The organism is Actinomycetota bacterium (assembly GCA_040757835.1).
GTDB lineage: Bacteria > Actinomycetota > Geothermincolia > Geothermincolales > RBG-13-55-18 > SURF-21.
On the sequence record JBFLWJ010000029.1, the window covers coordinates 1 to 25,658 of the forward strand.

The window sequence follows — 25,658 nt, forward strand, 5'->3', positions numbered from 1 at the left end:
CAGACGTCCATGTAGTACCCCTCCCCCGACCCTATTCCCTCGATGTTGATGATGCGCACGCTGTCGCGCAGCCCGTTGGCCTCGAAGGCCTCGGCGAGGGCGACGGAACCGTACCCCCCGCATTCCACGGCGCCGAGGAATGCGAAGACCAGGGTCTTTTCGGGGACCTCCTCCAGGGCGGAGAAGATGTAGGCAAGCTCGAGGACGGCGCTGGCCCCGGAGGCGTTGTAGTCCGCGCCAGGATATATGGCACCGCTGGAGGCGTCGACCCCCATGCCGTCATAATTGGCGGTGAGCACGATCATCTCCCCGGAGGACGCACCGGGGATCTTGGCCAGTATGTTCGCGCAGGTGACCGGCGTACCGGGAGGGGGTGGGTCCTCGAGGAAGCAACGGTCGGACGGGACCGGGAACTCCTGCCGGTATCCGTCCAGCTCCAGCTCGTCCACGGGCTGCAGCCCAAGCCTTTCGACCCTCTCCACGAGGAACGCCTCCAGCTCCTGGGAATGCGCCGACCCGGACGGACGCCCGCGCAGCGCTTCGCCGGCCATGTACTCTATGGTCTCCATCATGCGCGCCGTATCCACACTGTCCGCCAGTGCGAACAGGAAAGGGTCGCCCGATGCGGGTGTTGCCGAACCGCAACCTGCCCCCGACGGGAGCAGGGAGATGAGCAGGGCGGCCGCAAGCAACCTGAGAGATTTCATCTCTTGGGCTTTTTCCCGGAGGAGGTCCTGGTGGCCGGCTTGCCGCCCGGGGCTGGCTTGCGCCCCCTGGCGACGAAGAAGGCGATCACACCCAGGGTCACGGCGCCGCCAACGCCGAGCAGTATCCACAGCCAGAGCAACCCGCCGCCGCCTTCGCTCTGTTCCTCGGGAGTGGAGCCCTCGGTGCCCGTCTCGCTCTTGTCCACGCCCAGGGCGTCAAAGGCGTCCTGGGGCTGATCTCCCATGGCTTCGCCGGCCACGGTGATCCCGATGTTCTGGATCCCGGAGACCTCCTGTGCCGTTCTCACGATCTGGGTGAGGGCCTTGGCGGAGGCGTCCTCGTCACCGGAAAGGTCCAGGAGCTCGCGCGAGAGGTTGACGCTGAATTCGCTGCGGTCCTGCTTGACCGTGGTGTACTGCAGTTTCACCCCCTCGGGTATGAAGGTCTCGTACCCCGCCGCCTTCTCCTCTTCCGTGGGTCCCTTGAACAGCTCGATGAGCGCGAACTCCACCATCTGGTTGCCCCCGGTGATGTCCCGCGTCACCAGCGTCAGCTCTCCGTCCTTGTAGAGATAGATGCCGCCCGGCGTCTGGGTGACCTCGCCCTCCGTTGGTTGCGGCGGCGTCTGTTCCTGGGCGAAAGCGGCGCAGCACGGCAGAAGTATGAGTACGGCCGCGAGCGCGGCGGTGATAAGATATCTCTTATTCATGCTCTTTCTCCCTTTCGTTTTAATTGCATTGTATGGACTGGGGGCTTGTTTGGGCAAGACCAGACGCACTCGTACTGTGACGGCGGCGGCCGCCCCCGGGTTCAAGGCGGCAACCCCGGCCGGGTGGACCAGGGAAGGTCGCGCGCTCCAACGCCGGCGAGATCGCGCGGTTTGCGATTAATCCGTCCCGGGGATACCCTAAAGGTATATAATTCCCGGTGACCAGGATGGCCCGGGGGAGCGGCGAGCGCCGGGATCCATCGGGGAGAAGTGGGCGCGGAAGCCGCACGGTTCGCGGCGGTGGGGAGAACGAGTGAGAGTACCATTGATATACCGTGGCGTCATGGCGCAAAACGGAGACCGCGGCGAGAGCTATCTGTCCGGGGTGGCGTCGCCGTGAAGATCGGTATCCCGCGCGCCCTCATGTTCTACCGCTACTACCCCTTCCTCGAGTCCTTTCTCGAGGGATGCGGGTGCGAAGTGAAGCCCTCCCCTCCCACCAACCTGAAGGTGCTGGGCGAGGGCACGGACATCTGCGTGGACGACGTGTGTGTGGCGGTCAAGGTCCTCTTCGGCCACGTGTCGCAGCTGGCGGGGAGGGTCGACGCCGTTCTCATACCACGCCTGGTCAGCGTGGAGAAGAAGGGTTACGACACCTTCACCTGCCCGAAGCTCATCGCGGCGCCGGACATGATCCGCTACTCCTTCCCCGGCTTGCCGGCGCCCCTGGAGTTCGTCGTGGATGTCAGCAGCATGCCCTGGTGGTGGAGCTGCCTGCGCCTGGCGAGGCGGCTGAAGCTGCCGTTGCGCGGCTTCCCCCAGGTCTACGGTAAGGCCATGCGGCAGCAGGAGAGGTTCGACGGGCTTCTCCACCGCGGGCTGCTGCCGTCCGAGGCGCTGGCGAAGATGGCCGGCGGAAACGGGAGCCCCCCTCCCGCCTATCTCTCGCAGCGGGACGTCACCGTGGCCGTGGTCGGGCACCCCTATCTGCTGGGCGACCCCATCGTCAACAAGCGGCTGGTGCACTGGCTGGACATGTCCGGGGCGAGGGTACTGGGCAGCACAATGCTGGGAAAGGAAGAGCTGGACGCCGAGGCGCGCACGCTGCCGCCGCTCTCCTGGAGCTACGAGAAGGAACTAATGGCCGCCGCGTCTCTTTTTCTCAAGCGCGGCGACGTCGACGGGGTGATCTACCTTACCAGTTTCGGGTGCGGTCCCGATTCACTGGTAACCGAGATGGTGCGCCGCGAGCTGAAACCCGCCGGCGGCCAGGTCCTTCTGGATCTGGTGCTGGACGAGCACAGCGCCGAATCCGGGGTGAGGACGCGGGCCGAGGCCTTCGTCGACCTGCTGCGCCACCGCAAGAGAAGGTGCGCCGGGACGGGGAGGGTGCCGTGAAGATAGCCTTTCCCCACATGGGCAACGCCTACATCCCCCTTAAGTCCCTGGTCGAATACATGGGGGTGGAGGCGGTGGTGCCGGAGCGGCCCAACCGCAGGACCCTGGAGCTGGGAGCAAGGCACGCCCCTGAATTCGTCTGCCTCCCCTTCAAGATCACCCTGGGCGACTGCATGAACGCCCTGGAGGGGGGAGCGGACACCATGGCCATGGTCTGCGGCATGTGGGCCTGCCGCTTCGGGTACTACGCCTACGTGCAGCACCTTATCCTGAGGGACCTCGGTTACGAGTTCGACTCCCTGCTCATCGGGAGGGAGGACTGGCGCGCGGTCTTCGACAAGGTGCGCGCCGCCGTGGGCGGGAGGAAGGTGCCCAGGCTGGCGGGGGCCTTCGCCATGCTGCGTGCCAAGGCCCGGGCGGTGGAAGAGCTGGAGGTGCTGGCGCGGAGACTGCGGCCGCGGGAGGAAGTTCCCGGTAGCACCGACACGCTCATGGAGGAATACCTGGAGAAGCTGGACCGTGCCGCCTCCCTGCGCGGCGTGAAGGAGCTGCGCCTGGAGCAGCACGAGGCCATGACCGCCCTGCCCCTGCGGCCGCCCAACGGCACCCTGCGCGTGCGCATCGTGGGCGAGCTGTACGTCCTGCTGGAGCCCTCGCTCAATTTCGAGCTGGTGAAGCGCCTGGGCACGCAGTTCGGGGTCGAAGCGCAGCCGGTGCTCTCCACCTACCGCTGGCTGCTCAGTTCCCTCTGGCTGGACCCGCTTCTGCACGTGTCGTCATCGCGCGCGCGGCGGGCGACACGCGCCTACCTCCCCTACGTCCTGGGCGGCGAGGAGCACATGACCATCGCCGGGACCCTGGGCGCTCCGGACGACGGCTTCGACGGGGTGATCCACGCCTATCCCCTCACCTGCATGCCGGAGAACATCTGCCGCACCATCCTGCCGCATATAACGCGCGAGAACGACATCCCCCTGCTCGACCTCTGTTTCGACGAACACACCTCCACGGTGGGGACGATGACGCGCCTGGAGGCGTTCATCGAGATGCTGCGCTCGCGCCGGGAGAAGGGCAGTCACAGCTGCTAGAAAAAATGGTGGAGATGAGCGGATTCGAACCGCCGACCCCCTGCTTGCAAGATGCTTGCCAAAAGGATATCTGTCACCCCTCAGGTAAATAATGATTGGAGCGATACAAAGATACACATTGAAATATGAGAAGAGCGAGGGGTGGTGATTAGTTGACGGCGGCCGGAGAAATACAATTCGACGAAATCGGATACTGGTCGGAGGTTAAACTCGACATCGTGAGGGAGTATACGCAAGCGTATTCCACTATTCTTACGAAGAAGGGGTTCTCGCATGTTTACATAGATGGCTTCGCGGGGCCAGGAGTCAGCATAGCGAAAAGCACTGGGGAGTTTATTCCAGGAAGCCCGCTTAACGCCCTGAATATTGAACCTGGATTTGATGATTTCTATCTGGTGGACCTTGACGGAGATAGGGTCGAATACTTGAAAAGCCTCATTAGGGAACGACCGGATGTGCATATCTTTGAGGGGGATTGTAACAAGATTCTCATCGAGGAAGTATTTCCCCGAGTGCGCCATGAGGAATGCAGGCGCGGCCTTTGCCTTCTCGACCCATACGGGTTGCATCTCAACTGGCAGGTAATCGAAACCGCTGGCAAGCTTCGCACCATCGACCTCTTCTTGAACTTTCCCATCATGGACATCAACAGGAACGCCCTATGGAGAAATCCCAGAAAATGTCCCTGCTGATGGAATAGCACGCATGAACGCTTTCTGGGGTGATGAATCATGGTGCGATATCGCGTATAAGATTAAGGCACAGCAGTCGTTCTTCGGCGACGAGGAGGAAAAATTGGGCAACGAAGAAGTGACGGAAGCGTTTCGTAGAAGGCTTCATGATGTAGGGGGATTTCTGCATGTGCCTGCCCCAATGCCCATGCGCAATACGAAAGGCTCGGTGGTATATTATTTGTACTTCGCCAGCCAGCGTGAGGTTGGAGAAAAGATAGCGAAAGATATCTTTTCGAAGTATATGAGGCGGGGTAAAGAATAATGGCAAGATCCTCTATAGAGTGGACGGAATCTACTTGGAATCCAGTTACGGGCTGCACGAAAATAAGCCCGGGCTGTCGGAACTGCTATGCGGAGCGCATGTCCGGGCGCCTGAAGGCCATGGGCCACCCCAACTATGCCAACGGTTTCAAACTTACCACGCACGAGCACGTGCTTGAGATGCCTCTACGTTGGAAACGCCCTCAGGTAATCTTCGTCAACTCCATGAGCGACCTCTTCCACGAAGAGGTTCCACTGGAGTTCATAGCCAAGGTCTTTGTGGTGATGGCAGAGGCGTCACATCACCGTTTTCAGGTGCTTACGAAACGCTCACGGCGGCTCCACGAAGTGGCAACGGTGCTGCCTTGGCCATCCAGTGTGTGGATGGGGGTCAGCGTAGAGGACGATGAGCATGTGTATCGTGTAGATTGTCTCAGACAAACGGATGCTCACATCAAATTCGTGTCTTTTGAGCCCCTGCTTGGGCCGATCCGTGACCTCGACCTGGAGGGCATCGACTGGGTTATAGTTGGGGGGGAATCAGGTCCTGGAGCACGACCGATGGACCTCGCCTGGGCCAGGAAGATACGCGACCAGTGCCTGGCGACGAACGTGCCTTTCTTCTTCAAGCAGTGGGGAGGAGTTAACAAGAAGAGGAACGGTCGCCTTCTTGATGGTAAGACATGGGACCAAATGCCTGCGGACAGCTTGCTTGCCGGAATCGCCAGTTGCTGATCGCTATCTTTCTGTAACGGGTAATGTCATCAATCCTATGGAATATCCGGAGCCTCCGCTTAGAAAAATGGTGGAGATGAGCGGATTCGAACCGCCGACCCCCTGCTTGCAAGGCAGGTGCTCTCCCACTGAGCTACATCCCCACCGCAGGTCCTCGCGTGTCTTCCTGCATTATAAACCATCGCCATCGCCGCGCGGTTTGACGCGTGAGCGAGCGGTTATATGGTTATAAGGGGCGCGGACGTCCGCATCGCGGTAGAAACGTCCTGGCCGGAGGGGAGCGGAGGCCCGGCAAAGGGAACCCGGGACCGTGGAAAGAAAGTCTATATAATGGTCGATGGGCGTGATTCCCTTGTGGTCGCGCCGAAGTAGGAATGTTGTTTATCATATGAGGTAAACAGCCTGGATGCTACAGTATATGCTGGTTTTTAACGGCGTGGCTCGAATCGCGGGAGAGGCATCCAGAAGAGAGGTACGATCATGACCGAAAGCGTGCAGAGACCGGTCAGAAGGCGTCCGCGGCAGAGGATAAGGTTCACCCGCCGCTTCTATGTCTTGCTGGGCGGTATCGCCCTGCTGGTACTGGTCATCATCCTCATCTCCGCCCTCGCCTCCGGCGGTGGCGGCGAATCCATCGAGAGTGCCGTATCCATGGTCGGAGGGATGAACGAGGGAGAGCTCTACAACCTCAAGGTGAACGAGCTGGGAGCGGTGATGGTGCTCGAATACCACAAGATAGGCGAGGAGGGACGGTGGTCGCGCACTCCCGAGAACCTCCGGGCCGACCTGGAGTTCCTTTACAACGAGGGCTACCGCTGCGTCAGCATGAAGGACTATGCGACCAACAATATCGCCGTCGAGGCGGGATATACGCCGGTCGTCCTGACCTACGACGATTCCGACCCCTCCCAGTTCAGGTACATCGAGGAGAACGGACAGACGGTCATCGACCCCCGCTGCGCCATGGGCGTCATGGAACAGTTCGACAGGGATTACCCCGACTTCAACATCACCGCCACCTTCTATGTCGAGCCCAGGCTCTTCGGGCAGGACGAATACATCCAGCAGAAACTGGACTACCTGGTGGCCAACGGCTACGACATCGGCAACCACTGCGTCACCCACCCCGAGCTCGCCAAGCTCGACGACACCGCCGTCCAGGAGGAGATAACCGGCAACATCGAGGCGGTGCAGGCGTATCTTCCCGGTTACGAGGAGAAGAGCTTGGCCCTTCCTTACGGGTCGGAACCCGCCAACAAGTCGCTGGCGCTGGGGGGGAGCACGGACGGCATCACCTACAGCTTCGTGGCTTCGCTGCTGGTGGGCGCCAATCCGGCGCCGTCGCCGTGCGATTACTCCTTCGATCCCGTGCGGGTCCCGCGCGTGCAGGCCCTCGACCCCTCGCTGGACACCGGCGATTCCGGTATCTATGCCTGGATACAGTACTTCATGGAGAACCCTGAGCGGCGCTTCCGCAGCGACGGCAACCCGGGCACCGTAACCGTGCCCAAGCACATGATAGACAGGGTCGATCAGAGCAAGCTCGGCGACAGGGAACTGAAGACATACTAGGAAAGGAGGAGCGGGGGACCGCAGGTCGCCCGCGGTTTGCCGCCAGTGGCATACTATCCCAGGAGCGATAAGAGGATATTCACCCGCCGCCGCCTGCGTTCGCGGGTCACTCCGCGCAACAAGATAACCGGCGCGCGCGCTCAGCCACGCATGCGCCGCCGCAGGACGAAGATCACCCCGCGGGCGTTATGGGCCCTGGTGGGAGTAGGCGGCGCCGTCTTCCTCATCGTCATGCTGGTGATCCTCCTCGGTTCCCCCGCGGCCAGCGATATAACGCCCGAGAACGGCTCACAGGTCTCCGGCATGCCGGTCCATATAGAGGCCGCCCTGAAGGGCAACGTGGACCCGGCCGCCGTCAGGATATTGGTGGACGGGGAGGACCACACCGCCCAGGCGGTCATCGCCGAAGCGGTGCTCAGCCTGGACGCAGACCTCGCGGACGGTGAGCACTTGGCGGAGGTGATGGTCGGCGAGGAGCTCGAGGCGACGTCGCGCTTCATCGTGGACAACGCACCGCCGATGGTGCAGATCGACGAGACGGAGTTGCGTGACGACGGCATCACCGTCATCAGGGGCCGCGTGGAGGGCGCGGACATCATGACCGTGGACGAAAAAAGGCTTGCACCGGAGCAGGACGGTTCTTTCCAGGTCGAGGTGGACCGCTACGAGCGGCCGACGGTGACCATCGCCGCGGTGGATGCGGCGGGAAACCGGCGTGAACTGCTGCTGGATACCGCACCGCCCCCTCAGATAAAGGGCATCCATGTATCTATCTGGGTGGCGGCCGACCGCGCCTTCTTCAAGCAGATGGCGGACCTGGTGGAGAGGACCGAGCTCAACGGGATGCAGATCGACGTCAAGGACGAGAGCGGCAGGGTCGCCTATCCCAGCCAGGTGCCGTTGGGGGTCGCGGTCGGCAGCCCCCTGACAGCGGGTGGGGTGGATATAGACCGCATCATGGACAAGTGCTGGTACAACGATGTCTACACCATCGCACGTATCGTCTGTTTCAAGGACCCGGTGGTGGCCTCGAAGCGGCCCGACCTCGCGGTACAGGCCGCTGGAGGAGGAAGATGGGGAGACGGCAAGTGGCTCGACCCCTACAACCGGGAGAACTGGGACTACCTGCTGGGGCTGGCGGTGGAAGCCGCCCGCAAGGGCTTCAAGGAGATACAACTGGACTACGTGCGTTTTCCCTCCGATGGCGACACCACCACCTGCGTGTTCCCCGCCCAGGGAGGCGATACGCGCACCAAGTCGCAGGTGATACAGGATTTCCTCAAGTTCATGCGCGACGGCCTCAAGCCTATGGGCACGGTCCTCTCGGCCGACGTCTTCGGCCTCACCGCCTCCGGCCAGGGGGATATGGGGATCGGCCAGGACATCACCGCCATGGGACAGTACCTGGATTACGTGTGCCCCATGGTCTACCCATCCCACTACAACACGGGCGAGTACAACATCGGCGACCCCGAGGCTAACCCCCACGACACCGTGTACATGAGCCTGGTGGACTTCCAGAAGAAGCTGGAGGGTACCGCCTGCAAGCTGCGGCCCTGGCTGCAGGACTTCTCGCTGCGCCTCACCTACGGCACCACCGAGGTGCAGTCGCAGATGCGGGCCTGCTACGAGCTGGGAATCAACGAGTGGCTGCTCTGGGATCCCAACTGCACCTTCACCGAAGGGGCCCTGCAACCCGCCGAGACCGAGGAAACCACCGGCTAAGAACTGCGTCCAATACCATTAACGGTGGAGGCGACCCGTATAGTGCTGCCGCTATCCTGGAGAGAAGTGAGTAGGCCACGGTGTGATATGACCGGGCATATGGGTGGCTGGAAGAATTGTGATCATACCCGGGTGTCGCCTGAACAACAAACCCTGCTCGAGAACGCTGGGATGGTCTGAAGCGATATCTTCCATGCTGCCACTGGCCCGGCGAGCAAGGTGCTCGGAGGAGCTTGCGACGACGATCAGCCTTGTCGCCGGGCTCGGAGAAGCACCATGAGCGGGGACCGCTACCCCCGGGCTCGGGCCCGCAACATCAACTTCATGCGGTCGATGAGCACCACGGGCAGGACGGTACAGGCCAGGATGAGCCCCCACCCCATGGCGTCGATGTAGGCGGTGCCGAAGACGTCCATGAGCGGCGGAGCCAGGATGACCAGCAGGTGCAAGGCCAGGGAGCCGCCCAGGGCCGCCAGCAAGGCCTTGTTGTCGAAGAGCTTCATCTCCATGAGGGTCAGGCGCTCGGAACGCGAGTTGAAGGCGTGCAGTAATTGCGCCAGTACCAGGGTGGTGAAGGCCACCGTCTGCACCTTGGCGATATTGGCCTCGCCCCCGCCGGGGTAGAGCGCGTAGTAGGAGATGAAGAAGGCGGTGAGCGACCCCAGGGACAGGAGCAGCCCCTGCCACAGCACCATCAGCTGTTTGCGCGCGGAGAGGATGCCCTCGGAGGGGTCCCGGGGCGGGCGCACCATGATGTCCGGCGCCGCGGTGTCCACCCCCAGGGCCATGGCCGGGAAACCGTCGGTCACCAGGTTCATCCACAGCACCTGTACCGCCCGCAAGGGGGTGACCGAGACGAAGAGCATCCCCAGGAACATGGTTGAGACCTCGCTCATGTTGCAGGAGAGCAGGAAGTAGATGAACTTCTTGAGGTTGTCGTAGATAATGCGCCCTTCCTCCACCGCGTTCACGATGGTGGCGAAGTTGTCGTCGGCGAGGACCATGTCCGACGCCTCCTTGCTGACGTCGGTGCCGGCGATGCCCATGGCCACGCCGATGTCGGCGTTCTTCAGCGCGGGAGCGTCGTTCACCCCGTCCCCGGTCATGGCCACGGTCTTGCCCGTCTGCTTCCAGGCGCGCACGATCTTCACCTTGTCCGCCGGCGAAACCCTGGCGTAGACGGCGATGCGCTCCACCCTGCGCTCCAGCTCCTCGTCGCTGATATGGGTGAGTTCGCTGCCCGTTATCATCTCGGAGTCGGGGCCCAGGATGGAGAGCTGCTGCGCGATGGCGCGGGCGGTGGCGGCATGGTCCCCGGTGATCATCACCACCTGGATGTTGGCCCGACGGCACTTCTCCAGGGCCCCGAAGACCTCGGGGCGCGGCGGGTCCATGAGGCCGGCCATGCCCAGGTAGATTAGGTCTCGCTCCAGCTCGTGCGGCGTGAGGTCCGTAGGTACCTCCTCCAGGGGGCGGCAGGCGAAGGCCATGGTGCGCAGAGCGCGCTCCGCCATGCCCTCGGCCTCGGCGGCGTGGTTGACGCGGCTCCCGCTCCCCATGTCCTGTACCCCCGCGGGCGTGAGCACGTGGCTGCAGTGGTTGAGTACGGCCTCCGGGGCTCCCTTGGTCAGCAGCAGGTAGGGGGCGGAGACAAAAGGAAAGAGGTCCGGGCCGGCGCCCCCTCCCGGCACCTCGTTCACGGTGCTCATCATCTTGCGCTCGCTCTCGAAGGGCACCTCCTCGACGCGCGGCATCTCCCGCGCAGCCTGCGCCAGGGGATAACCGAGGTCATGCGCGGCCCGCAGCAGGCCCACCTCGGTCCCCTCGCCCATGAACTCCCCGTCCTGTTCCCGGGCGTCGTTGCAGAGGGACGCAACGGTCAGCAGCGGCCGCAGGGAGTTATCCCAGTCGCCCGCGTCTCTGTCGGTCTCGGAGGGGAGGAAGGCAGGTAGACCGGGGAGCAGTATCTCCTGCACCTCCATGATGTTACGGGTGAGGGTGCCGGTCTTGTCGGTGCAGATGACGTCGGCGCAACCCAGGGTCTCCACCGCGGGCAGGCGGCGCAGCAGGGCATTGCGGTCCGCCATGCGCCGCACCCCCAGGGAGAGGGCTATGGTCACGATGGCCGGCAGTCCCTCGGGGATGGCGGCCACCGCCAGGCTCACCGAGAAGAGGAACATCTCCGCCCACTCCAACTGCCGCAGCACTCCAATGGCGAAGATCACCGCGCAGATGGCCAGGCAGAGCAGGGCTATCCTCTTACCGACCCGCCCCAGCTCCACCTGCAGGGGGGTCTTCTCCTCCACCGCTTCGCCGATCATCTCGGCGATGCGGCCCAGCTCGGTGCGGCCGCCGGTCTCCACCACCAGGGCGCTGCCGCGGCCGTGCACGATGTGGGTGCCGCTGTAGACCATGTTCCTGCGGTCGCCCAGGGGAAGGTCTTTGCCTTCCAGGCGGTCGGGCTTCTTCTCGACCGCCAGGGACTCGCCGGTCAGGGACGATTCCTCGGCCCGCAGGCTGTGTGTCTCCAGCAGGCGGGCGTCGGCCGGTATGCGGTCCCCGGCCTCCAGCAGGATCAGGTCGCCGGGCACGAGGTCCGAGGATGGGACGACCTTCTCCATGCCGTTGCGCCTCACGCGCGCGGTGGGAGCGCTCAGGGTGCGCAGGCTCTCCAGGGCCTTCTCCGCTCGGTATTCCTGCGCGAAACCCAGGACAGCGTTGGCGATGACGATGATCATGATGACGATGGCGTCTACATATTCATTGAGGGGCGGCAGGGCGGAGATGATGGCGGCGGCGAGCAGCACGTAGATCATGAAGTCCCGGAACTGGTCGAGGAAGAGCTTGACGGGATGCTCCCGCTTCTCCTCGCGGATGATGTTGGGCCCGTAGTCCCGCAGCCTGGACGCGGCTTCCACCTCGCTGAGGCCGTTATCACATGACGCGCAGAGCTTGTCCGTTACCTCGTCGCAGCCCAGGGCATACCAGCATTCTCCCTGCGTATCTTGCACCTCGACCGCCAAGTTTCCACCACCCCGCTTTTGGGTACTATTAAGGTTGTCCGGGTTTGGAGGTGGGACCGCCGCTCAGGCTCCGGTCCACATCTTTGAAATGATACTGCATAGCCATTATAATGGCGAATGTCGTGGCTGATAGCCGCCGCGCGCCGGGGCGGCCTGATCATCGGAAGGAAGGCATAGAAAGAGCACTTCAAAGCGGGAATAAGGAGGTAGGAGTATGAAGGTCACGTTCAGCATAATCAAGGCCGATGTGGGGGGCTACGTCGGCCATTCCGACGTGCACCCGGCGATGCTCAGCCGCACGCGTGAGCTGCTCGCCGAGGCCAAGGAAAAAGGGCTGATCATCGATTACTGCCAGGCCAAGTGTGGCGACGATATCGCCCTGATCATGACCCACACAAAAGGCCCGGACAACGAGGACATCCACCACTTCGCCTGGGATACCTTCGAGAAAGTCACCGAGGTGGCCAAGGAACTCGGGCAGTACGGCGCGGGGCAGGACCTGCTCACCGACGCCTTCTCCGGCAACCTGCGCGGCATGGGCCCCGGGTTCGCGGAGATGGAGATAGTGGAGCGCAAGAGCGAGCCCATCATCTGCTTCCTGGCCGACAAGACCGAGCCGGGGTCCTGGAACTATCCCCTCTACAAGATGTTCGCCGACCCCTTCAACACCGCCGGCCTGGTAATCGACCCCTCCATGCACGACGGCTTCCGCTTCGAGGTGCACGACCTCATCGACGAGAAGAAGGTCATCTTCAACACCCCCGAGGAGATCTACGACATGCTGGTGTTCATCGGCGCGCCCTCGCGCTACGTCATCAAGCACGTCTTCCGCAAGGGCGACGACAGCAATGAGCCGGTGGCGGTGACCTCCACCCAGCGCCTCTTCCTCATGGCCGGGCGCTACGTGGGCAAGGACGACCCGGTGATGGCGGTGCGCTGCCAGAGCGGGCTGCCCGCCGTGGGGGAGGTCGTCGAGCCCTTCGCCTTCCCCTACACCGTGGCGGGATGGATGCGGGGCAGCCACCACGGGCCCTTCATGCCCGTGGGAACCGACTGGGACACCCCCACCCGCTTCGATGGACCCCCGAGGGTGGTGGCCCTGGGCTTCCAGCTCATAGAGGGGAAACTGGTGGGCCCCCGGGACATGTTCGCCGACCCGAGCTACAACAACGCCCGCCAGAAGGCGCTGGACATCGCGGATTACCTGCGCGCGCACGGACCCTTCGAGCCGCACCGCCTGCCCCTGGACGAGATGGAGTACACCACCATGCCCGCGGTGCTGGAGAAGCTGGCCGACCGCTTCGTCCCCCTCGAGGGCGACGAACGCGATCACTAAGAGACTGCAAGAAAACAACGGAGGGCGCCCCCGCGTCCTCCGTTTCTTTCTTGCGGTTATTCTACAGAAAACGGAATATACTTACGATTACAAGTGCTGCGCCCATCACCATCGAACCTGTCGAGACCGCAGTCCAACGCCCTCGCCAACCCTTCTCAGTGTCAAGCATATAAAAGAAACTAGAAATCCTTACTAGCTGTTTACGAAAGAGGCGAATCAAGAATCCGAGACCGGTTAGCTATATGCCGATTACCATGGAACCCCAAGCGCTGTTCTCCAACCTGCAACCCACCAGAACCTATAACGTTGATAACTATGATCAACACATGTTGAGATTATCATACCCCCGGGCACAAGAGCAGCTAATAGAAGACCAGGATCATTTAGGTGCTCCCTATACTGACCCCCCGCCCTGGTCTTCCGGACCCGTACAGGATAATGGGCGGATAAAAGGTCTGAGCCCGAACACCTGAAGGCCGAGCCCTTATAGCGCCTCAGGTCCGGATGACCAGGGCTTCCTCGTCCACCCTGAGGATGGCCTCGTAGGGGATGATGTTGGTCTCCCCCTCGCGCTCGTAGCGGCGGCGCAGCTTGCTCACGAGCCTGCCGATACTGCTCCCGGCGGGCAGCCACTCCGTCCCCACCTGCAGCCCCTCCAGGAAGAGCAACACCCCCTCGCGGCGCATGAGCACGTCGTCGACGCGGTGCAGGCGGTGGCCCTCCTCGTCGGTGATCTGCTTGTTGAGGATGTCCCGGCGCGCCAGGACCTTGTTCTCGCAGGACACCACCTCAAAGGAAGGATGGGTTCCGCGAAGGAGCAGCGCCTCGGGCTCCAGCGCCTCCACCTCGGACCAGGGCAGCAGCAGGATGATGTCCTCCACCGCCCGGGGCAGCACCAGGTCCCCGACGCGGTCCGTCCACTGCAGGTGCACCGCGAGCTCGCTGACCACAGGGGGACTGGTCCCCAGCTCCACCGCGAGGTCCTGGACGTGCCCGATGTCCAGGTCCTCGGCGTCCCTCACCTCCCTCTTCAGGAGGGAACTGAGGGAGAAGATACTCTCGTCTTCCTTCAAGCTCTCACCTCCCCGATCAGCCCGACGGAAAAAAAGTCGAAACGATCAAGACCAGGGTCAACGAGGTCAAGAGGGCGGTGACCGTCCACATGACCCCATTGAGCCAGGGCGGGTTGACGTAGGCGCCCATGATATCGCGGTCGTTCACCAGGGTCAGCATGCACAGCAGGATGACCGGCAGCAGTATGCCGTTCATGGTCTGCGAAAGCACCATGAGCAGGACCAGCGGGATGCCGGGGATCATCACCAGCAGAGCGCTCCCGGCGATGAGGAAGGTATAGATGAAATAGAAACGGGGCGCTTCCCGGTAGGGGCGGTCGATGCCCGATTCCCACCCGAACGCCTCGCATACCGTATAGGCGGTGGAGAGGGGCAGGATGGACCCCGCGAAGAGCGATGCCACCAATAGCCCCAGCCCGAAGAGGTAGGAGGCGTTGCTGCCGGCCACCGGGGCCAGTGCCGCCGCCGCCTGTTCCGCGCTGGTGATGGTGGTGGGGCCGATCTCCGGGTTGTTGTAGAAGGCCGCCGCGCAGCAGATGACGATGAACATGGCCACCACGGTCATGAGCACCGAGCCCACCACGGTATCGACGCGCTCGTACCTTATCTTGGAGGAATCGAGCCCCTTGTCCACGATGGCCGCCTGCTGGTAGAACTGCATCCAGGGGGCGATGGTGGTGCCGACGATGGTCACCGTCATGACCAGGTAAGCCGTGTTGAACTGCGGCGAGGGGGTGACCAGCGACCTGGCCACCTCGCCCCATTCGGGCTTGGCCATGAAAGCCGAGATGATATAGGAGATATAGACCAGGGAGGCGATGAGAAAGACCTTCTCCACCCGCTTATAGGTGCCCTTGACCACCAGCCACCAGATGAGCGCCGCCAGGGGCGGCACTGCTATCCAGGGCGGGACGTGAAAGAGCTGCATGCTCGCCGCGAGTCCGGCGAAGTTGGAGATGGTGTTGGCGAAGTTGGTCACCAGGAGTGTGAGCATGATGAAGGCGGTCAGGCGCAGGGAGAACCTCTCACGGATGAGAGCAGCCAGTCCCTTTCCCGTGACCATGCCCATGCGCACGGTCATCTCCTGGACCATGGCCAGCAGGACGGCGGTGAAGGTGAGTACCCACAACAGCTCGTAGCCGAAGCGGGCGCCGGCCACGGAGTAGGTGGCTATGCCGCCGGCGTCGTTGTCCACCATGGCGGTGATCAGGCCGGGGCCGAGTACTGTCAGGAATATCAGTATCTCCCGGCGGCCCGGCCGTCTCTTGGTGCGGCCTCCCCTGCCGAGCATGCTGTTCCTCCAACGCTTGTCTTCTCCTGTTTTCGAAAAGTCCTGCTAAAAGTCCTGGTTGATTATAACACGCATGCGGGCGCACGCCTCGCGCGCGGGTGGCGGGGAGGGGAATTCGCGCCCGGGGCTCAGCTGGGCAGGCGGGAACGCGGAATCCGGTTTCAAGAAGCTGGACAGCCGTCCCGGCAGTCGATGACCCGCGACTCGGTCACCACCTTGTGGATGTGGTGGTCGTGGTCGGCACAGGGCACGTGCTCGATGATCTGGATATCGAAGGCCACGGCGATGAGCGCGCAGCGCGGGTCGCATCTCTCGAGGAAACGGTCGTAATAGCCGCCGCCGTATCCCAGGCGGCCGCCGGAGAGGTCGAAGGCCACCCCGGGCATGAGCACCACGTCGATCTCTTGCGGCGGTATCGGTCGCAGGCACGCCTCCCTCGGTTCGAGGATGTCGTAGTTCCCCACCTCCAGGTCGCCCTCGAGGTCGATGATGCGGGAGGCCACCATGCTCTTTTCCCCGTCGTCGGTGCAGGGCACGCAGACCACCTTGCCCTCGTCCAGGGCGCGGCGGATCATGGGTACGGTGTCCACCTCGCTGCGGAAGGAGATGAAGAAAAGGACGGTACGGGCGGAGGCGAACTCCGGGACAGACCACAGGTTCTCACAGACGCGGGCCGAGAGGAGCTTCCTCTGCTCGGGATCCATGGCGTCGCGCAGTTCCTGGACCTTTTTGCGCAGCTCTTTCTTTTTTTTGTGGATCATCTCGTACTCCCCCGGTCCGGGACCCACTATATAATATATCAGGAAGGGACAAAAGCAAGCAGGGGACGGAGGCAGTCGTGGCGCGGGTCATATTGCTGGCCGATACCCATATACCCAAGGTGGGCACGCCGCTGCCGCGGGAGCTGTTGGAGGCCTGCGAGGGGGCCGACCTCATCGTGCACGCCGGCGACCTCATCGAATTGTCCGTCCTGGACGAACTGGGGAGGCTGGCGCCGACCCGGGCGGTGTACGGGAACATGGACCGGCCGGAGGTGAGGTCGGTGCTGCCCGAGCAGACCGTCGCCAGGGTGGGGGATAAGCGCATCGGGGTCATCCATGGCTGGGGGCCGCCCATGGGCATCGAGAGGCGGGTGCTCTCGCGTTTTTCGGGCGTGGACGTGGTCGTCTTCGGCCACACCCATAAAGCGCTGGTGGAGGAGAGGAAAGGGACCCTGCTGGTGAACCCCGGCAGCCCCAACGACCGCCGCTTCTCCGACCGCCTCTCCTACGCGGTCCTGGATATCGAGGAGGGCGAGGTCAGGCCGCGCATAGTCTGGTTATAGACGTCCTGGGGGGGCTTGGCTTATCGGGAGAGTGTCGGGGGGGGGGTTCGTGCCGGCGTCTTACTGCGGAGCGCCATGGCCCCAGGCGTTCTCCTCGGAGAAGTCCAGGCCGCCGACGACTACCCAGCGTCCCTTGCCCGCGATGTCCTCCATCCCCGGGATGAACTGCAACGGGTCGTTTTCGGTGTCCTCGAAGTAGCGCAGGAAGACCTGGCCCTTCTTGTCCCCGAAGCTGTCCTGGCGGTACTCGGGGCTGTCGAAGAACTGGTCACCGATGTAGCGTATCCCGCCATCGATAAGGTCCACCGTCGCCTCGCCGCCTTCATCGGAGGCCAGCTCCATCTGGACGTCCAGGAACTCCACCTGCCAGGATTCGACGTCCTCCCATATCCCCCGCAGGGCGTCCACCTGCTCCATGCCGATGAACTGCCCGCTGGGGTCGATCAGGGTCTCGGGGTTGACCACCGAGAGCCAGAGCTCGAAGTCCCGGCCGAGTTCCTGGTCGGGCACCATCACGCCCTCTTCGTTCTCGCTGCGCTTGAACTCCATGGACGCGAACCATGCCGCCACCGTGGCCATGGGGTCCTGGTTCTCGGGGGCGCTGTACGCTTCGGGATCGAAATCCGTATAGTCCCCGGAGAAGGCCGGGCCGCTGCTCCAGCCGCAGCCGGCGCAGAGGATGAGAGCGGCGGCCGCGATGATGTAGACAAGGTATCGCTGCTTGATCAAAACACTTCTCTTTCTCGCTCGCATGACCGTACTAGTATAGTTTACGGCGCCGCCCCTGTCAGCTCGGCTCCTCCACCTCGGGGTATTCCGGCTGATCCGGTCCTATCTCGGCGATGGGGTACGGCAGCTTCATCATCTGGTAGTCCTGCACTATCCAGGTGCCCTCGACCCTGACCAGCCTCACCAGACGGGGGTATTGCGAGAAATCAACGCCGCCGCTGTTGCTGCCATCACTGAAAAACCCCTCGAAAAAGCCCCCGGTGATCTCCACCTCGGCGCTGTCTCCATCCTCCGATACCAGCCGCGTGGTCAGCCCGTCGAGGGTATAGGTATCGTATTCCAGGCCATCGCTATAGGGGTCAGGTTGGTATTCACCGCTCTTTACCATTTTATAAAGATCGGGTTCCGTATGTTTTATAAAGACTACGATATCCTTGTTCTTGATGGCGTTGAAGAAGTCATTGACCGCTTTCTCCGGCCCGCTCTCACCTCCGCTGGCCAGGACGATTATGACCACGATGACGGCTATCAAGACGACCGCCAGCAGCAGCACGCCCACCCAGGGCCTGGTACGCCGGCGCGAGGAGCGGCGCCTGCGCCGTTCCGCCTCCTCGGCGTCGAGGCCGTCCTTCTGGGCCTCGCGGCGGTACGCCGCCGCCTCGCGCCCCGAACGCCTGCGGGCGCGAGCTTTCATCGCCTCGAGGTCGAGGAGTTTCTCGCCGCACTCCTCGCAGTAGCGGCGTCCTTCCGGGTTATCGTAGTCGCAATTGGGACAGCGCAAGTGCAACCCCCTTACTCTCTATCTCACGTCCGGGCCGCGCTTTCCAGCCCGAAGATCACGTATAGGTCCAGCGCCTCCAGGAACCACTGCCCGTCTCTTTCCACCACGTAAAGGGGCACGAAGTCCTCGGTGGAGAAATCGATCTCGCCCATGGACACCCATGCACCCTCTTTCAGGTTATACAGCTCGCACCTGCCTCCAGCGAGCCTCACCAGGGCCCGGTCCTTGTCCAGATAAGAGCTGTCCAGGCGCACGTTCTCGAAGACCATGCGCCAGTTCGTCGGCTCCGCCAAGTACCTGCGGTAGAGCTCCTCCCACTGACGGGCTATCTCTCCGCTCCCCTCGGCCACCTTTTCCAGCGCCTCCGGGTTGATGCAGGAGCGCATGGCCTCGCGGTCGTGCGACTGCACCGCGCCCAGGAACTTGTATACCGTCTCCTCCGGCGTCGCCTGCCCGCATCCCGCCGCGGCGAGGCATAGAACGGTCGCCGGCAGGATGAACAGTAGTGGCAACAACCTGCGTGCCGTCATCTCCTGCCTCCATGCCGCTCCCCGGGCTATACCCCCGCTGGGTTCAGACTCTCGTCCCGCAGTTGGGGCAGAAAGCCGACCCGGCCGGGACCTCGTTCCCGCAGGAAGGGCAGGTTACCGCTCCCGCCTCAGCCGGAGCCTGGGGCGGAGCCGGGGCAGCCGCAGGAGGCGCGGGCGGCGCGGGCGGAGCGGGCGGAGCGGCCGGGGCCTGGGGTGGAGCCGGGGGCGCGGCTGCTGCCTGCCTCTGGGCCTCCGCGGCGGCCTCGGCATCGATGATCTGCCGCTCCACCTCGAAGATCTGCTCCACCTGCGGACGCAGTTGCTCGGCGTCCACCTGCTGCTGCCGGAACTGCTCCAGCAGGGCTTCGCCCAGCTGGGCGATCATGTCCCCGCGCTGCTTGCGCAGCGTGCCCACCTGGCCCTTCTGCTTGGTGCTGTCCAGCGCCTGGTCGATCTGCGCGCCCAGGCTCGATGCCTGCTGCTTCAGCTTATCGACGAATCCCATTTCCTCACCTCTCTGGTCGCACAACGCTTTTTCATATTATAGAACACCGCTTACGGGCCAGGTAGCGGGAAGCGTGGAGGTCGTGCCCTCGGCCCGCGGACGTATCACACGGCTTCGCCACAGCGCTCCCCGGGTTTCATCCCGGACACATGGTAATGACGGCGTGCCGCGGGCAGGGGTTCCAGCGGGCGGCGCGGCCGCGGGCGGACTAGAAGGGGGCTTCCTCCCCCGTGAGCAGCTTGTGGATGGCCCGGGCCGAGGTCTTGCCCGCTCCCATGGCCTCGATGACCGTGGCCGAGCCGGTGACGATGTCTCCGCCCGCGAAGATATTGGGCACGGAGGTCTGGCCTGTCTCTGGGTCCACCTCGATGTATCCCCACTTGTTACGCTTCAGCTCCGGCAGGGTCGCCGGCAGGAGCGGGTTGGCCCTGGTGCCGATGGCCATGACCACCAGGTCCACGTCCAGCTCGAACTCGGAGCCCTTGATGGGGACGGGCCGGCGCCTCCCGCTGTCGTCGGGCTCGCCCAGCTCCATCTCCAGGCACTCCATGCCCCGCACCCAGTCCTCGCCCAGTATGCGGACGGGCAGGGTTAGGAACTTGAAGACCACGCCCTCCTCGGCGGCGTGCCCGACCTCCTCTGCGCGGGCCGGCATCTCCGTGCGGGAGCGGCGATAGACGATACTCACCTCCTCGGCACCCAGGCGGAGGGCGGTGCGTGCGCTGTCTAGGGCCACGTTGCCTCCGCCGATGACCGCCACCTTTCTGGCCTTCTTGATCGGGGTGTCGTAGGCGGGGAACAGGTAGGCTTTCATCAGGTTCGACCTGGTCAGGTACTCGTTGGCGGAATACACGCCGTTGAGGTTCTCGCCGGGGATGTCCATGAACATGGGGAGGCCGGCGCCGATGGCGATGAAGGCGGCCTCGTAGCCGCTCTCGAAGAGTTCCTGCAGGGTGTTGCTGCAGCCGATGACCTGGTCCAGCTTGATCTCCACCCCCAGCCGTCGCACGTATTCGACCTCGCGCATGACGATGGCCTTGGGGAGACGGAACTCGGGGATACCGTAGGTGAGGACACCGCCGGGGGCGTTGAGGGCCTCGAAGACGGTGACGTCGTGTCCCATGCGCGCCAGGTCTCCGGCGCAGGTGAGGCCGCCCGGACCAGCGCCGATGACCGCCACCTTCCTTCCCGTGCGCGCCCGGGGCGGAGGGACGATCAACTCGCCGTGGGAAGCCTCGTAGTCCGAGGCGAAGCGCTCCAGCCTCCCGATGGCCACGGGGTCGCCCTTCTTGCCAAGGGTGCAGACCTCCTCGCACTGTGTCTCCTGTGGGCACACCCGGCCGCATACCGCCGGCAGGTTGTTCTGGTCCTTGAGCCTGGCCGCTGCCTCCAGGAAGTCGCCCCCCTCGATGGATTTGATGAAGGCGGGGATATCTATCTCGACCGGGCACCCGGCCACGCAGGGTTTCTTCTTGCACTGCAGGCAGCGCGAGGCCTCGATCATGGCCTCCCTTTCTCCCAGCCCCAGCGCGACCTCCTCGAAGTTGCCCTTGCGCGCCTCTGCGTCCTGTTCGGGCATGGCGACGCGAGGTATCCTGGTCTTGCCCTTCTTGTCCTCTGTGCTCATCTCGCTTGTCCACCTCGGAGACATAGTGGCGGCGCATTACGGTTGTAGAAAATATACCCGTCTCCCGTTCTCTCACGCAACCCATGTAAGCCGGCATCCATGCCGGCGAAAGCGGCCAGTCATGCGAAGCGCTGGGAGCCAGCGCATGTTGGAAAAGAGTGGAACCAGCTTGATTTCCGGCTGCGTCCTAAGACCGTGGGCTTTGCAGATGCTGATCGGAGGTAGGGAGATGACACAAAAACGATGGATAGGCCTGGGGACCGCCTGCGTGCTGCTGCTTATCTTCACCGTCGCGATGGTGCTGGGATGCGGCGGGGAGATCGAGCAGGGTCCGCGCCCCACGAGCGACGAGACCCTGTGGTATGAAGCGGATGCGGGCAGGGCGGGAGCGGAGGAATCGGTCGCGGCGGAGACGAAAGACGCGGTGAACGAACTCGCCGCGGGGGAGGGCGAGGCCATCGTTTCTCCCGGCTCGTCCACGTTGCCCCAGATGCAGCTCAAGGTGATCAAGACCGCCCTCATGGAGATGGATACGGAGAAGGGCGGATACGCAAGGATAAGGGAGGACGCCCTGGCCATCGCCGCGGCGGCCGGCGGCTACGTGGAGGGGGAGAGCGCGAGCCGTGACGACGAAGGCTTCACCTATGCCACCCTCACCCTGCGCATCCCGGCCGACAGGTTCGACGAGGTCGCGGCGGAAGTCGCGGACCTGGGAGAGGTGGTCTCCACCCAGGTCTCCACGAACGACGTCACCGCGGAGTATGTGGACATGGAGAGCCGGCTGAAGCACCTGCAGGCCGAGGAGTCCTTCTACATGTCCCTTATCGCCAAAGCCCAGACCATCCAGGAGATGATCACCATACGGGAACACCTCGATTCCATCCAGCTAGAGAAGGAGCAGGTACAAGGGAGGATGAACTTCCTCGACCAGCAGGTCGGGTACTCCACCATTACCCTTTCGGTGGACGAGACCGGCCCCGAGGACGATGGAGAGGGGTTCTGGGCCTCCGTGGGCGATGCCTTCAGGAGCTTTGGCCGGGGCATGGGTAAGCTGGCGGTGGGTTTCTTCTACGCGCTTCCCTACCTGTTGATAGTGGCAGCGGCAGCGGTCGTCGCCTGGCTGTTGGTGCGCCGCGCGAGGAAGAACAAGCCGGGGGAGTCGACGCCGCCCGACGTGTAGGGGTAGTGCCGGGTCAGGCTTCTTGTTTGTTGCATTCCACCAGAGACGGCTACTTCGACCTTGGCCGCACGAATGCAAGAAACAAGACCTGACCCACAGACGGTAAACCCGGTTATCCATGGATCCGACGCTGGCCCTGGCACCACGTATCGCTGGCCGCTCTTGTTGTTACTCCGTCAGCATTGACATTCCTCGCCTGCGGCTCGGAACGAAACACTGACCGTACCCAGCGTGGAATAGGTCGCGCGTCGGATTAACGTTTACAGGGGGCGGAGGAGGACCTTGTGGTCGAGCAGGGTGATGGCCGCCACCTCTGCCTCCAGCGCGCTCTCCTCACCGATGATGTTGGAGAGGATGACCTTGCCGCCCTCTTCCCTGACGTCGATCACGTCTTCCATGATGAGTTTTTCCTCGTCGCCCTCGAGCAGGTAGGCGTGGGATTCGCACATCCTCAGTTACCTCCCGTGTTCTCAAAACGGATGCTGCGCACGAGGTGGTTCCAGCTGCACCCGGTGCATACTTCCACCACGTAGCAGGTGTACTCGCGATATTTTTCCCGCAGGCCGTCGAAGATGGCATGGGTGGGAAACACGCGGCCGTTGTCGCGGTCCAGTTCGCTGCCGTATACGAAGTTGAGCAGGCGCAGCCTCTCGCGTCTGCACACCGGGCACATATTGCTCGTGTCCTCCCCGACGTTGACGGCGATCCTGCGCATCTCCGGGTGGGCGTCGCAGACGTCGTACACGGAGAGGCGGCCGCAGCGGTAATCACGCAGTACGGACCGCTTGCGCAGGGTGTAGTCCACGCTGGTGGCCGTGCTCTTCATGCTCACTCCCTTTCGCGTGTCGCGTTCATTATACCCCACCGCATCAGGTCTGCTGCTCGTTGCTCTCGATCCCACGCAGGTGGCCGGTGTCGTTCAGGCGCTTCAGCACCCAGCCCCGCTCCCCGTGGGAGATGAAATTGATGGCCGCGTTGGTCTGTTCCACTCTCCAGATCCCCACGGTGGGCAGCCCCAGAACGATGCAGACCGTGATGCGGTTGATGAGCTTGTGCCCGACCAGGAGCACCGTTCCCTCGTGCTCGCCCGCCAGCGACTCCAATCCCTCGCAGAGGCGCTCCCGCACCTCGCGCACCGCTTCCCCGCCCGGAAAGACGGCCCTGTCGGGGTCGTCGGCCCAGATGGCGAACTCCCGCGGCCATTCCTTACGGATCTCGTCGGCGCTCTTTCCGCTCCAGTGCCCGTAGTCGACATCAATGAAATGCTCCAGGGGAAGGACCTCTCCGCCGTGGGGCTCCGCGATGACTTCCGCGGTCCGCATCGCGCGCTGCAGGGGACTGGAGCGGAAGGCCTCGAAGTCCAGGCCAGAGAGGTATACAGCCGCCGCCCTGGCCTGCTCCTCGCCGCGATCGTTCAAGGGCAGGTCCACGCGCCCCCGAAAGAGGTCCGCGCGGTTGTACTCGGTCTCCCCGTGTCTTACCAGCACCAGCTCCATCTTGGGCTCCCTCGTCCGCTCATCGTGGTCATGCGATACGTGTGACCGGGGCCGGTGTCTCTGCCCGGCCCGTCCCAGAACGAGAATAGAGTAGAAGCCGGCATCATGGCAATGACTGCCGTGCGCATGGCGGCTCGGCCGTCCATGCAACATGCAACAGGGTATGCCACGGCGGACAACCGGAATTGAAGTGCTGGATCGCGTTGGGAAGATGAACCTGATGCCCAGAGGATGGTCAATACTGGCCGATGGCGCGGGCCGATTCCATGGCCTCCATGTATCCCATGGTGGAATAGTAGATGGCGCGGTCGAAATAGAGAACGACCTGGTTATTAAGCTCCAGTGCCTGGTAGATTTCCAGGTTGGTCTGGGTCAGGCCTTCGGATATGACCTCGAGCCACAGGTAGCGCTTGAGCAGGATGAGGGCCATGATAACCTCTTCCAGCTTGAAGCCCTCCTGGAAGCGGCGCTGGCCCAGGTTCATGTAGAAATGCCGGATCTCCTCCTGCTTGGTCTCCGGGCTCAACCAGTAACCGAGTCTCTCGTAGACGGCCATGGCCCGCTCGAAAAGGAGTTCCTCTGGGAAATGGTGATAGGTGGGGGTGTATCTCGATTGCTTTACTTCCTTCAGCCAGAGCTTTGCTACCTTGTCCGCCCTGGTCTCGATCATCTTTATGAATCTTCTGGTCAGCACTATAACCTCCGGCGATGCGATGTTTCGGTCATGCTACGTCAAGGGCGAAAGACAGAGTTATTATACCTTTTTCAATACCCTTTTCAAATCGACTCGGGCCGCCCTTTCCGGCCGCTATCCGACTCCGTGGGGCCGGTCAACCGGGGCCGGGCGTACATATTAAAACGGCGGGTTGGGCGCGGCGCCATGAGCTCACGGCGTGGCACATTCTCCCTCGTCTCCACGCAGCTTCTCGAGGCCGTGCGGGAGGGCGGGGAGGATGGCCTCCAGGTTCTCTCTGGCGCCGCGGGGGCTCCCCGGCAGGTTGACGATGAGCGTACGGCCGCGGATGCCGCTGGCAGCGCGCGAGAGCATGGCGTGGGGGGTCGCGCGGAGCGAAGCGGCTCGCATGGCCTCCGCGAAACCCGGCGCCTCGCGGTGGATGACGCGGCGTGTGGCCTCGGGGGTGATGTCGCGGGGGCTCAAGCCGGTGCCGCCCGTGGTCAGCACAAGGTCCACCCCGATCTCGTCGCAGTAATACCTGAGTTTCGCCTCTATATCGCCGAACTCGTCGGGCACGACATCCCGTGCCTCCACGAGCATGCCCGCTCCCAGGACCGTCTCCTCGACCGCCTGGCCGGAGAGGTCTTCCCTTTCGCCGCGGGAGCCTTTGTCGCTCACCGTGAGGATGGCGACCCTGAACCCACTCACGCTTCCACCGTCACGATCTCATCGCCCGGCTGCACCTTTCCGCCCTCGACCACCCGCGTGAAGATACCCTCGCGCGGCATGATACAGTCTCCAGCGGCGTAGTATATGGCGCAACGGTCCACACATTCCTTGCCGATCTGGGTCACCTCGAGCAGGACCCCATCTCCCACCCTCAGCCGGTCGCCGATGGCGAAGGACAGCAGGTCGATGCCCCTGGTGACCAGGTTCTCGCCGAAGGCCCCCGGCTGCAGGTCGCTGAGGCCCCTGGCGCGCATCTTGTCCACGCTCTCGTCGGCCAGCAGGCTGACCTGGCGGTGGCCGAAGCCGTAGTGGGCATCGCCCTCGATGCCCATCTCGGGTGTGAGGAACACTTCATCCACCGCCTCCTTCTGGACGTGCTTCTCCGCGCTGGTGCAGACGGCGACTATCTCACCCCGGGCCGTTCTCAT

27 protein-coding genes and 1 tRNA gene are annotated in these 25,658 nt (G+C 63.3%); 10 read left to right on the top strand and 18 right to left on the bottom strand.

Annotated elements, in window-relative coordinates; genetic code table 11:
• Together AB1384_15155 and AB1384_15160 are read right to left on the bottom strand one after the other, a co-directional pair.
• Positions 1-707 (bottom strand): M28 family peptidase (locus AB1384_15155; protein MEW6555606.1); only part of this gene is annotated, 707 nt, incomplete at its 3' end.
• Complete coding sequence (locus tag AB1384_15160; protein ID MEW6555607.1) at positions 704-1,417, bottom strand: GerMN domain-containing protein; 714 nt, start codon at positions 1,415-1,417, stop codon at positions 704-706. The genes AB1384_15160 and AB1384_15155, both read right to left, overlap by 4 nt.
• Positions 1,418-1,813: 396 nt before the next feature.
• Here AB1384_15160 and AB1384_15165 point away from each other — a divergent pair, with 396 nt between their 5' ends.
• From AB1384_15165 to AB1384_15185, 5 genes are all read left to right on the top strand, one after another.
• On the top strand, positions 1,814-2,815 hold the full coding sequence (locus AB1384_15165; protein MEW6555608.1) for an acyl-CoA dehydratase activase-related protein: 1,002 nt from the start codon (positions 1,814-1,816) through the stop codon (positions 2,813-2,815).
• Entirely contained in the window at positions 2,812-3,903 is a 1,092-nt protein-coding gene (locus AB1384_15170) for a CoA protein activase (GenBank protein ID MEW6555609.1), read from the top strand. Before AB1384_15165 ends, AB1384_15170 begins: the two co-directional genes overlap by 4 nt.
• A gap of 152 nt (positions 3,904-4,055) precedes the next feature.
• Positions 4,056-4,595 (top strand): three-Cys-motif partner protein TcmP, encoded by a 540-nt coding sequence (gene tcmP / locus AB1384_15175; GenBank protein ID MEW6555610.1) that lies wholly within the window; start codon positions 4,056-4,058, stop codon positions 4,593-4,595.
• Between the two features lie 13 nt (positions 4,596-4,608).
• On the top strand, positions 4,609-4,899 hold the full coding sequence (locus tag AB1384_15180; protein MEW6555611.1) for a hypothetical protein: 291 nt from the start codon (positions 4,609-4,611) through the stop codon (positions 4,897-4,899).
• Positions 4,896-5,633: a phage Gp37/Gp68 family protein gene (locus tag AB1384_15185; protein ID MEW6555612.1), complete on the top strand. Its 738-nt coding sequence runs from the start codon at positions 4,896-4,898 to the stop codon at positions 5,631-5,633. Before AB1384_15180 ends, AB1384_15185 begins: the two co-directional genes overlap by 4 nt.
• A 68-nt stretch (positions 5,634-5,701) precedes the next feature.
• Here the strand turns inward: AB1384_15185 and AB1384_15190 are convergent.
• Positions 5,702-5,776: transfer RNA gene (locus tag AB1384_15190), tRNA-Ala, on the bottom strand.
• A gap of 337 nt (positions 5,777-6,113) precedes the next feature.
• Here AB1384_15190 and AB1384_15195 point away from each other — a divergent pair.
• Together AB1384_15195 and AB1384_15200 are read left to right on the top strand one after the other, a co-directional pair.
• Positions 6,114-7,205: a polysaccharide deacetylase family protein gene (locus tag AB1384_15195; protein ID MEW6555613.1), complete on the top strand. Its 1,092-nt coding sequence runs from the start codon at positions 6,114-6,116 to the stop codon at positions 7,203-7,205.
• Positions 7,206-7,250: 45 nt separating this feature from the next.
• Positions 7,251-8,930 (top strand): putative glycoside hydrolase, encoded by a 1,680-nt coding sequence (locus tag AB1384_15200; GenBank protein ID MEW6555614.1) that lies wholly within the window; start codon positions 7,251-7,253, stop codon positions 8,928-8,930.
• Between the two features lie 290 nt (positions 8,931-9,220).
• Here AB1384_15200 and AB1384_15205 read toward each other — a convergent pair whose 3' ends face one another.
• Positions 9,221-11,953 carry a cation-translocating P-type ATPase gene (locus AB1384_15205; GenBank protein MEW6555615.1) on the bottom strand — a complete coding sequence of 911 codons (2,733 nt, stop codon included), beginning with the start codon at positions 11,951-11,953 and terminating at the stop codon, positions 9,221-9,223.
• 214 nt (positions 11,954-12,167) lie between these two features.
• Here AB1384_15205 and fbp point away from each other — a divergent pair, with 214 nt between their 5' ends.
• Positions 12,168-13,289, top strand: a complete 1,122-nt coding sequence (fbp, locus tag AB1384_15210; protein ID MEW6555616.1) for a fructose-1,6-bisphosphate aldolase/phosphatase — start codon at positions 12,168-12,170, stop codon at positions 13,287-13,289.
• Positions 13,290-13,783: 494 nt separating this feature from the next.
• Here fbp and AB1384_15215 read toward each other — a convergent pair whose 3' ends face one another.
• The 3 genes from AB1384_15215 to AB1384_15225 form a co-directional block, all read right to left on the bottom strand.
• The gene (locus AB1384_15215) at positions 13,784-14,362 is read right to left on the bottom strand and encodes a hypothetical protein (GenBank protein ID MEW6555617.1); all 579 of its coding nucleotides are present in this window, start codon (positions 14,360-14,362) and stop codon (positions 13,784-13,786) included.
• A 16-nt stretch (positions 14,363-14,378) separates the two neighbouring features.
• Positions 14,379-15,653, bottom strand: a complete 1,275-nt coding sequence (locus tag AB1384_15220) for an Nramp family divalent metal transporter (protein ID MEW6555618.1) — start codon at positions 15,651-15,653, stop codon at positions 14,379-14,381.
• A 161-nt stretch (positions 15,654-15,814) separates the two neighbouring features.
• Positions 15,815-16,414, bottom strand: coding sequence for a 5-formyltetrahydrofolate cyclo-ligase (locus AB1384_15225; GenBank protein ID MEW6555619.1), 600 nt, complete (start codon positions 16,412-16,414; stop codon positions 15,815-15,817).
• 77 nt (positions 16,415-16,491) lie between these two features.
• Between AB1384_15225 and AB1384_15230 the strand changes: the two genes are divergently transcribed.
• Positions 16,492-16,977 (top strand): metallophosphoesterase, encoded by a 486-nt coding sequence (locus AB1384_15230; GenBank protein MEW6555620.1) that lies wholly within the window; start codon positions 16,492-16,494, stop codon positions 16,975-16,977.
• Positions 16,978-17,037: 60 nt separating this feature from the next.
• Here AB1384_15230 and AB1384_15235 read toward each other — a convergent pair whose 3' ends face one another.
• From AB1384_15235 to gltA, 5 genes are all read right to left on the bottom strand, one after another.
• The gene (locus AB1384_15235; protein ID MEW6555621.1) at positions 17,038-17,706 is read right to left on the bottom strand and encodes a hypothetical protein; all 669 of its coding nucleotides are present in this window, start codon (positions 17,704-17,706) and stop codon (positions 17,038-17,040) included.
• Between the two features lie 58 nt (positions 17,707-17,764).
• Positions 17,765-18,487 (bottom strand): zinc ribbon domain-containing protein, encoded by a 723-nt coding sequence (locus tag AB1384_15240; protein ID MEW6555622.1) that lies wholly within the window; start codon positions 18,485-18,487, stop codon positions 17,765-17,767.
• A 23-nt stretch (positions 18,488-18,510) separates the two neighbouring features.
• Complete coding sequence (locus AB1384_15245; protein ID MEW6555623.1) at positions 18,511-19,017, bottom strand: hypothetical protein; 507 nt, start codon at positions 19,015-19,017, stop codon at positions 18,511-18,513.
• Positions 19,018-19,060: 43 nt separating this feature from the next.
• Positions 19,061-19,522, bottom strand: coding sequence for a zinc ribbon domain-containing protein (locus tag AB1384_15250; protein ID MEW6555624.1), 462 nt, complete (start codon positions 19,520-19,522; stop codon positions 19,061-19,063).
• A 208-nt stretch (positions 19,523-19,730) separates the two neighbouring features.
• Positions 19,731-21,149: an NADPH-dependent glutamate synthase gene (gene gltA / locus AB1384_15255; protein MEW6555625.1), complete on the bottom strand. Its 1,419-nt coding sequence runs from the start codon at positions 21,147-21,149 to the stop codon at positions 19,731-19,733.
• Between the two features lie 229 nt (positions 21,150-21,378).
• Between gltA and AB1384_15260 the strand changes: the two genes are divergently transcribed.
• The gene (locus tag AB1384_15260; GenBank protein ID MEW6555626.1) at positions 21,379-22,329 is read left to right on the top strand and encodes a DUF4349 domain-containing protein; all 951 of its coding nucleotides are present in this window, start codon (positions 21,379-21,381) and stop codon (positions 22,327-22,329) included.
• Between the two features lie 260 nt (positions 22,330-22,589).
• On the opposite strand, the gene AB1384_15265 is transcribed toward AB1384_15260, so the two are convergent.
• The 6 genes from AB1384_15265 to AB1384_15290 all read right to left on the bottom strand — a co-directional run bounded on the left by AB1384_15265 (position 22,590) and on the right by AB1384_15290 (position 25,658).
• Positions 22,590-22,778, bottom strand: coding sequence for a CooT family nickel-binding protein (locus AB1384_15265; protein MEW6555627.1), 189 nt, complete (start codon positions 22,776-22,778; stop codon positions 22,590-22,592).
• A gap of 2 nt (positions 22,779-22,780) precedes the next feature.
• Entirely contained in the window at positions 22,781-23,155 is a 375-nt protein-coding gene (locus AB1384_15270; GenBank protein ID MEW6555628.1) for a DUF5318 family protein, read from the bottom strand.
• Between the two features lie 43 nt (positions 23,156-23,198).
• Entirely contained in the window at positions 23,199-23,825 is a 627-nt protein-coding gene (locus AB1384_15275) for a histidine phosphatase family protein (GenBank protein MEW6555629.1), read from the bottom strand.
• Between the two features lie 235 nt (positions 23,826-24,060).
• Complete coding sequence (locus AB1384_15280) at positions 24,061-24,519, bottom strand: hypothetical protein (GenBank protein ID MEW6555630.1); 459 nt, start codon at positions 24,517-24,519, stop codon at positions 24,061-24,063.
• 192 nt (positions 24,520-24,711) lie between these two features.
• Positions 24,712-25,209 carry a MogA/MoaB family molybdenum cofactor biosynthesis protein gene (locus AB1384_15285; GenBank protein MEW6555631.1) on the bottom strand — a complete coding sequence of 166 codons (498 nt, stop codon included), beginning with the start codon at positions 25,207-25,209 and terminating at the stop codon, positions 24,712-24,714.
• Positions 25,206-25,658: an MOSC domain-containing protein gene (locus AB1384_15290; GenBank protein ID MEW6555632.1), complete on the bottom strand. Its 453-nt coding sequence runs from the start codon at positions 25,656-25,658 to the stop codon at positions 25,206-25,208. Before AB1384_15290 ends, AB1384_15285 begins: the two co-directional genes overlap by 4 nt.

Coding starts and splice junctions, on each gene's coding strand:
- AB1384_15160 (MEW6555607.1), bottom strand. CDS start 1,417: ATGAATAAGAGATATCTTATCACCGCCGCGCTCGCGGCCGTACTCATA.
- AB1384_15265 (MEW6555627.1), bottom strand. CDS start 22,778: ATGTGCGAATCCCACGCCTACCTGCTCGAGGGCGACGAGGAAAAACTC.
- AB1384_15290 (MEW6555632.1), bottom strand. CDS start 25,658: ATGAGAACGGCCCGGGGTGAGATAGTCGCCGTCTGCACCAGCGCGGAG.
- AB1384_15245 (MEW6555623.1), bottom strand. CDS start 19,017: ATGACGGCACGCAGGTTGTTGCCACTACTGTTCATCCTGCCGGCGACC.
- AB1384_15225 (MEW6555619.1), bottom strand. CDS start 16,414: ATGATCCACAAAAAAAAGAAAGAGCTGCGCAAAAAGGTCCAGGAACTG.
- AB1384_15220 (MEW6555618.1), bottom strand. CDS start 15,653: ATGCTCGGCAGGGGAGGCCGCACCAAGAGACGGCCGGGCCGCCGGGAG.
- AB1384_15270 (MEW6555628.1), bottom strand. CDS start 23,155: ATGAAGAGCACGGCCACCAGCGTGGACTACACCCTGCGCAAGCGGTCC.
- AB1384_15195 (MEW6555613.1), top strand. CDS start 6,114: ATGACCGAAAGCGTGCAGAGACCGGTCAGAAGGCGTCCGCGGCAGAGG.
- AB1384_15250 (MEW6555624.1), bottom strand. CDS start 19,522: ATGGGATTCGTCGATAAGCTGAAGCAGCAGGCATCGAGCCTGGGCGCG.
- gltA (MEW6555625.1), bottom strand. CDS start 21,149: ATGAGCACAGAGGACAAGAAGGGCAAGACCAGGATACCTCGCGTCGCC.
- AB1384_15275 (MEW6555629.1), bottom strand. CDS start 23,825: ATGGAGCTGGTGCTGGTAAGACACGGGGAGACCGAGTACAACCGCGCG.
- AB1384_15260 (MEW6555626.1), top strand. CDS start 21,379: ATGACACAAAAACGATGGATAGGCCTGGGGACCGCCTGCGTGCTGCTG.
- AB1384_15180 (MEW6555611.1), top strand. CDS start 4,609: ATGAACGCTTTCTGGGGTGATGAATCATGGTGCGATATCGCGTATAAG.
- fbp (MEW6555616.1), top strand. CDS start 12,168: ATGAAGGTCACGTTCAGCATAATCAAGGCCGATGTGGGGGGCTACGTC.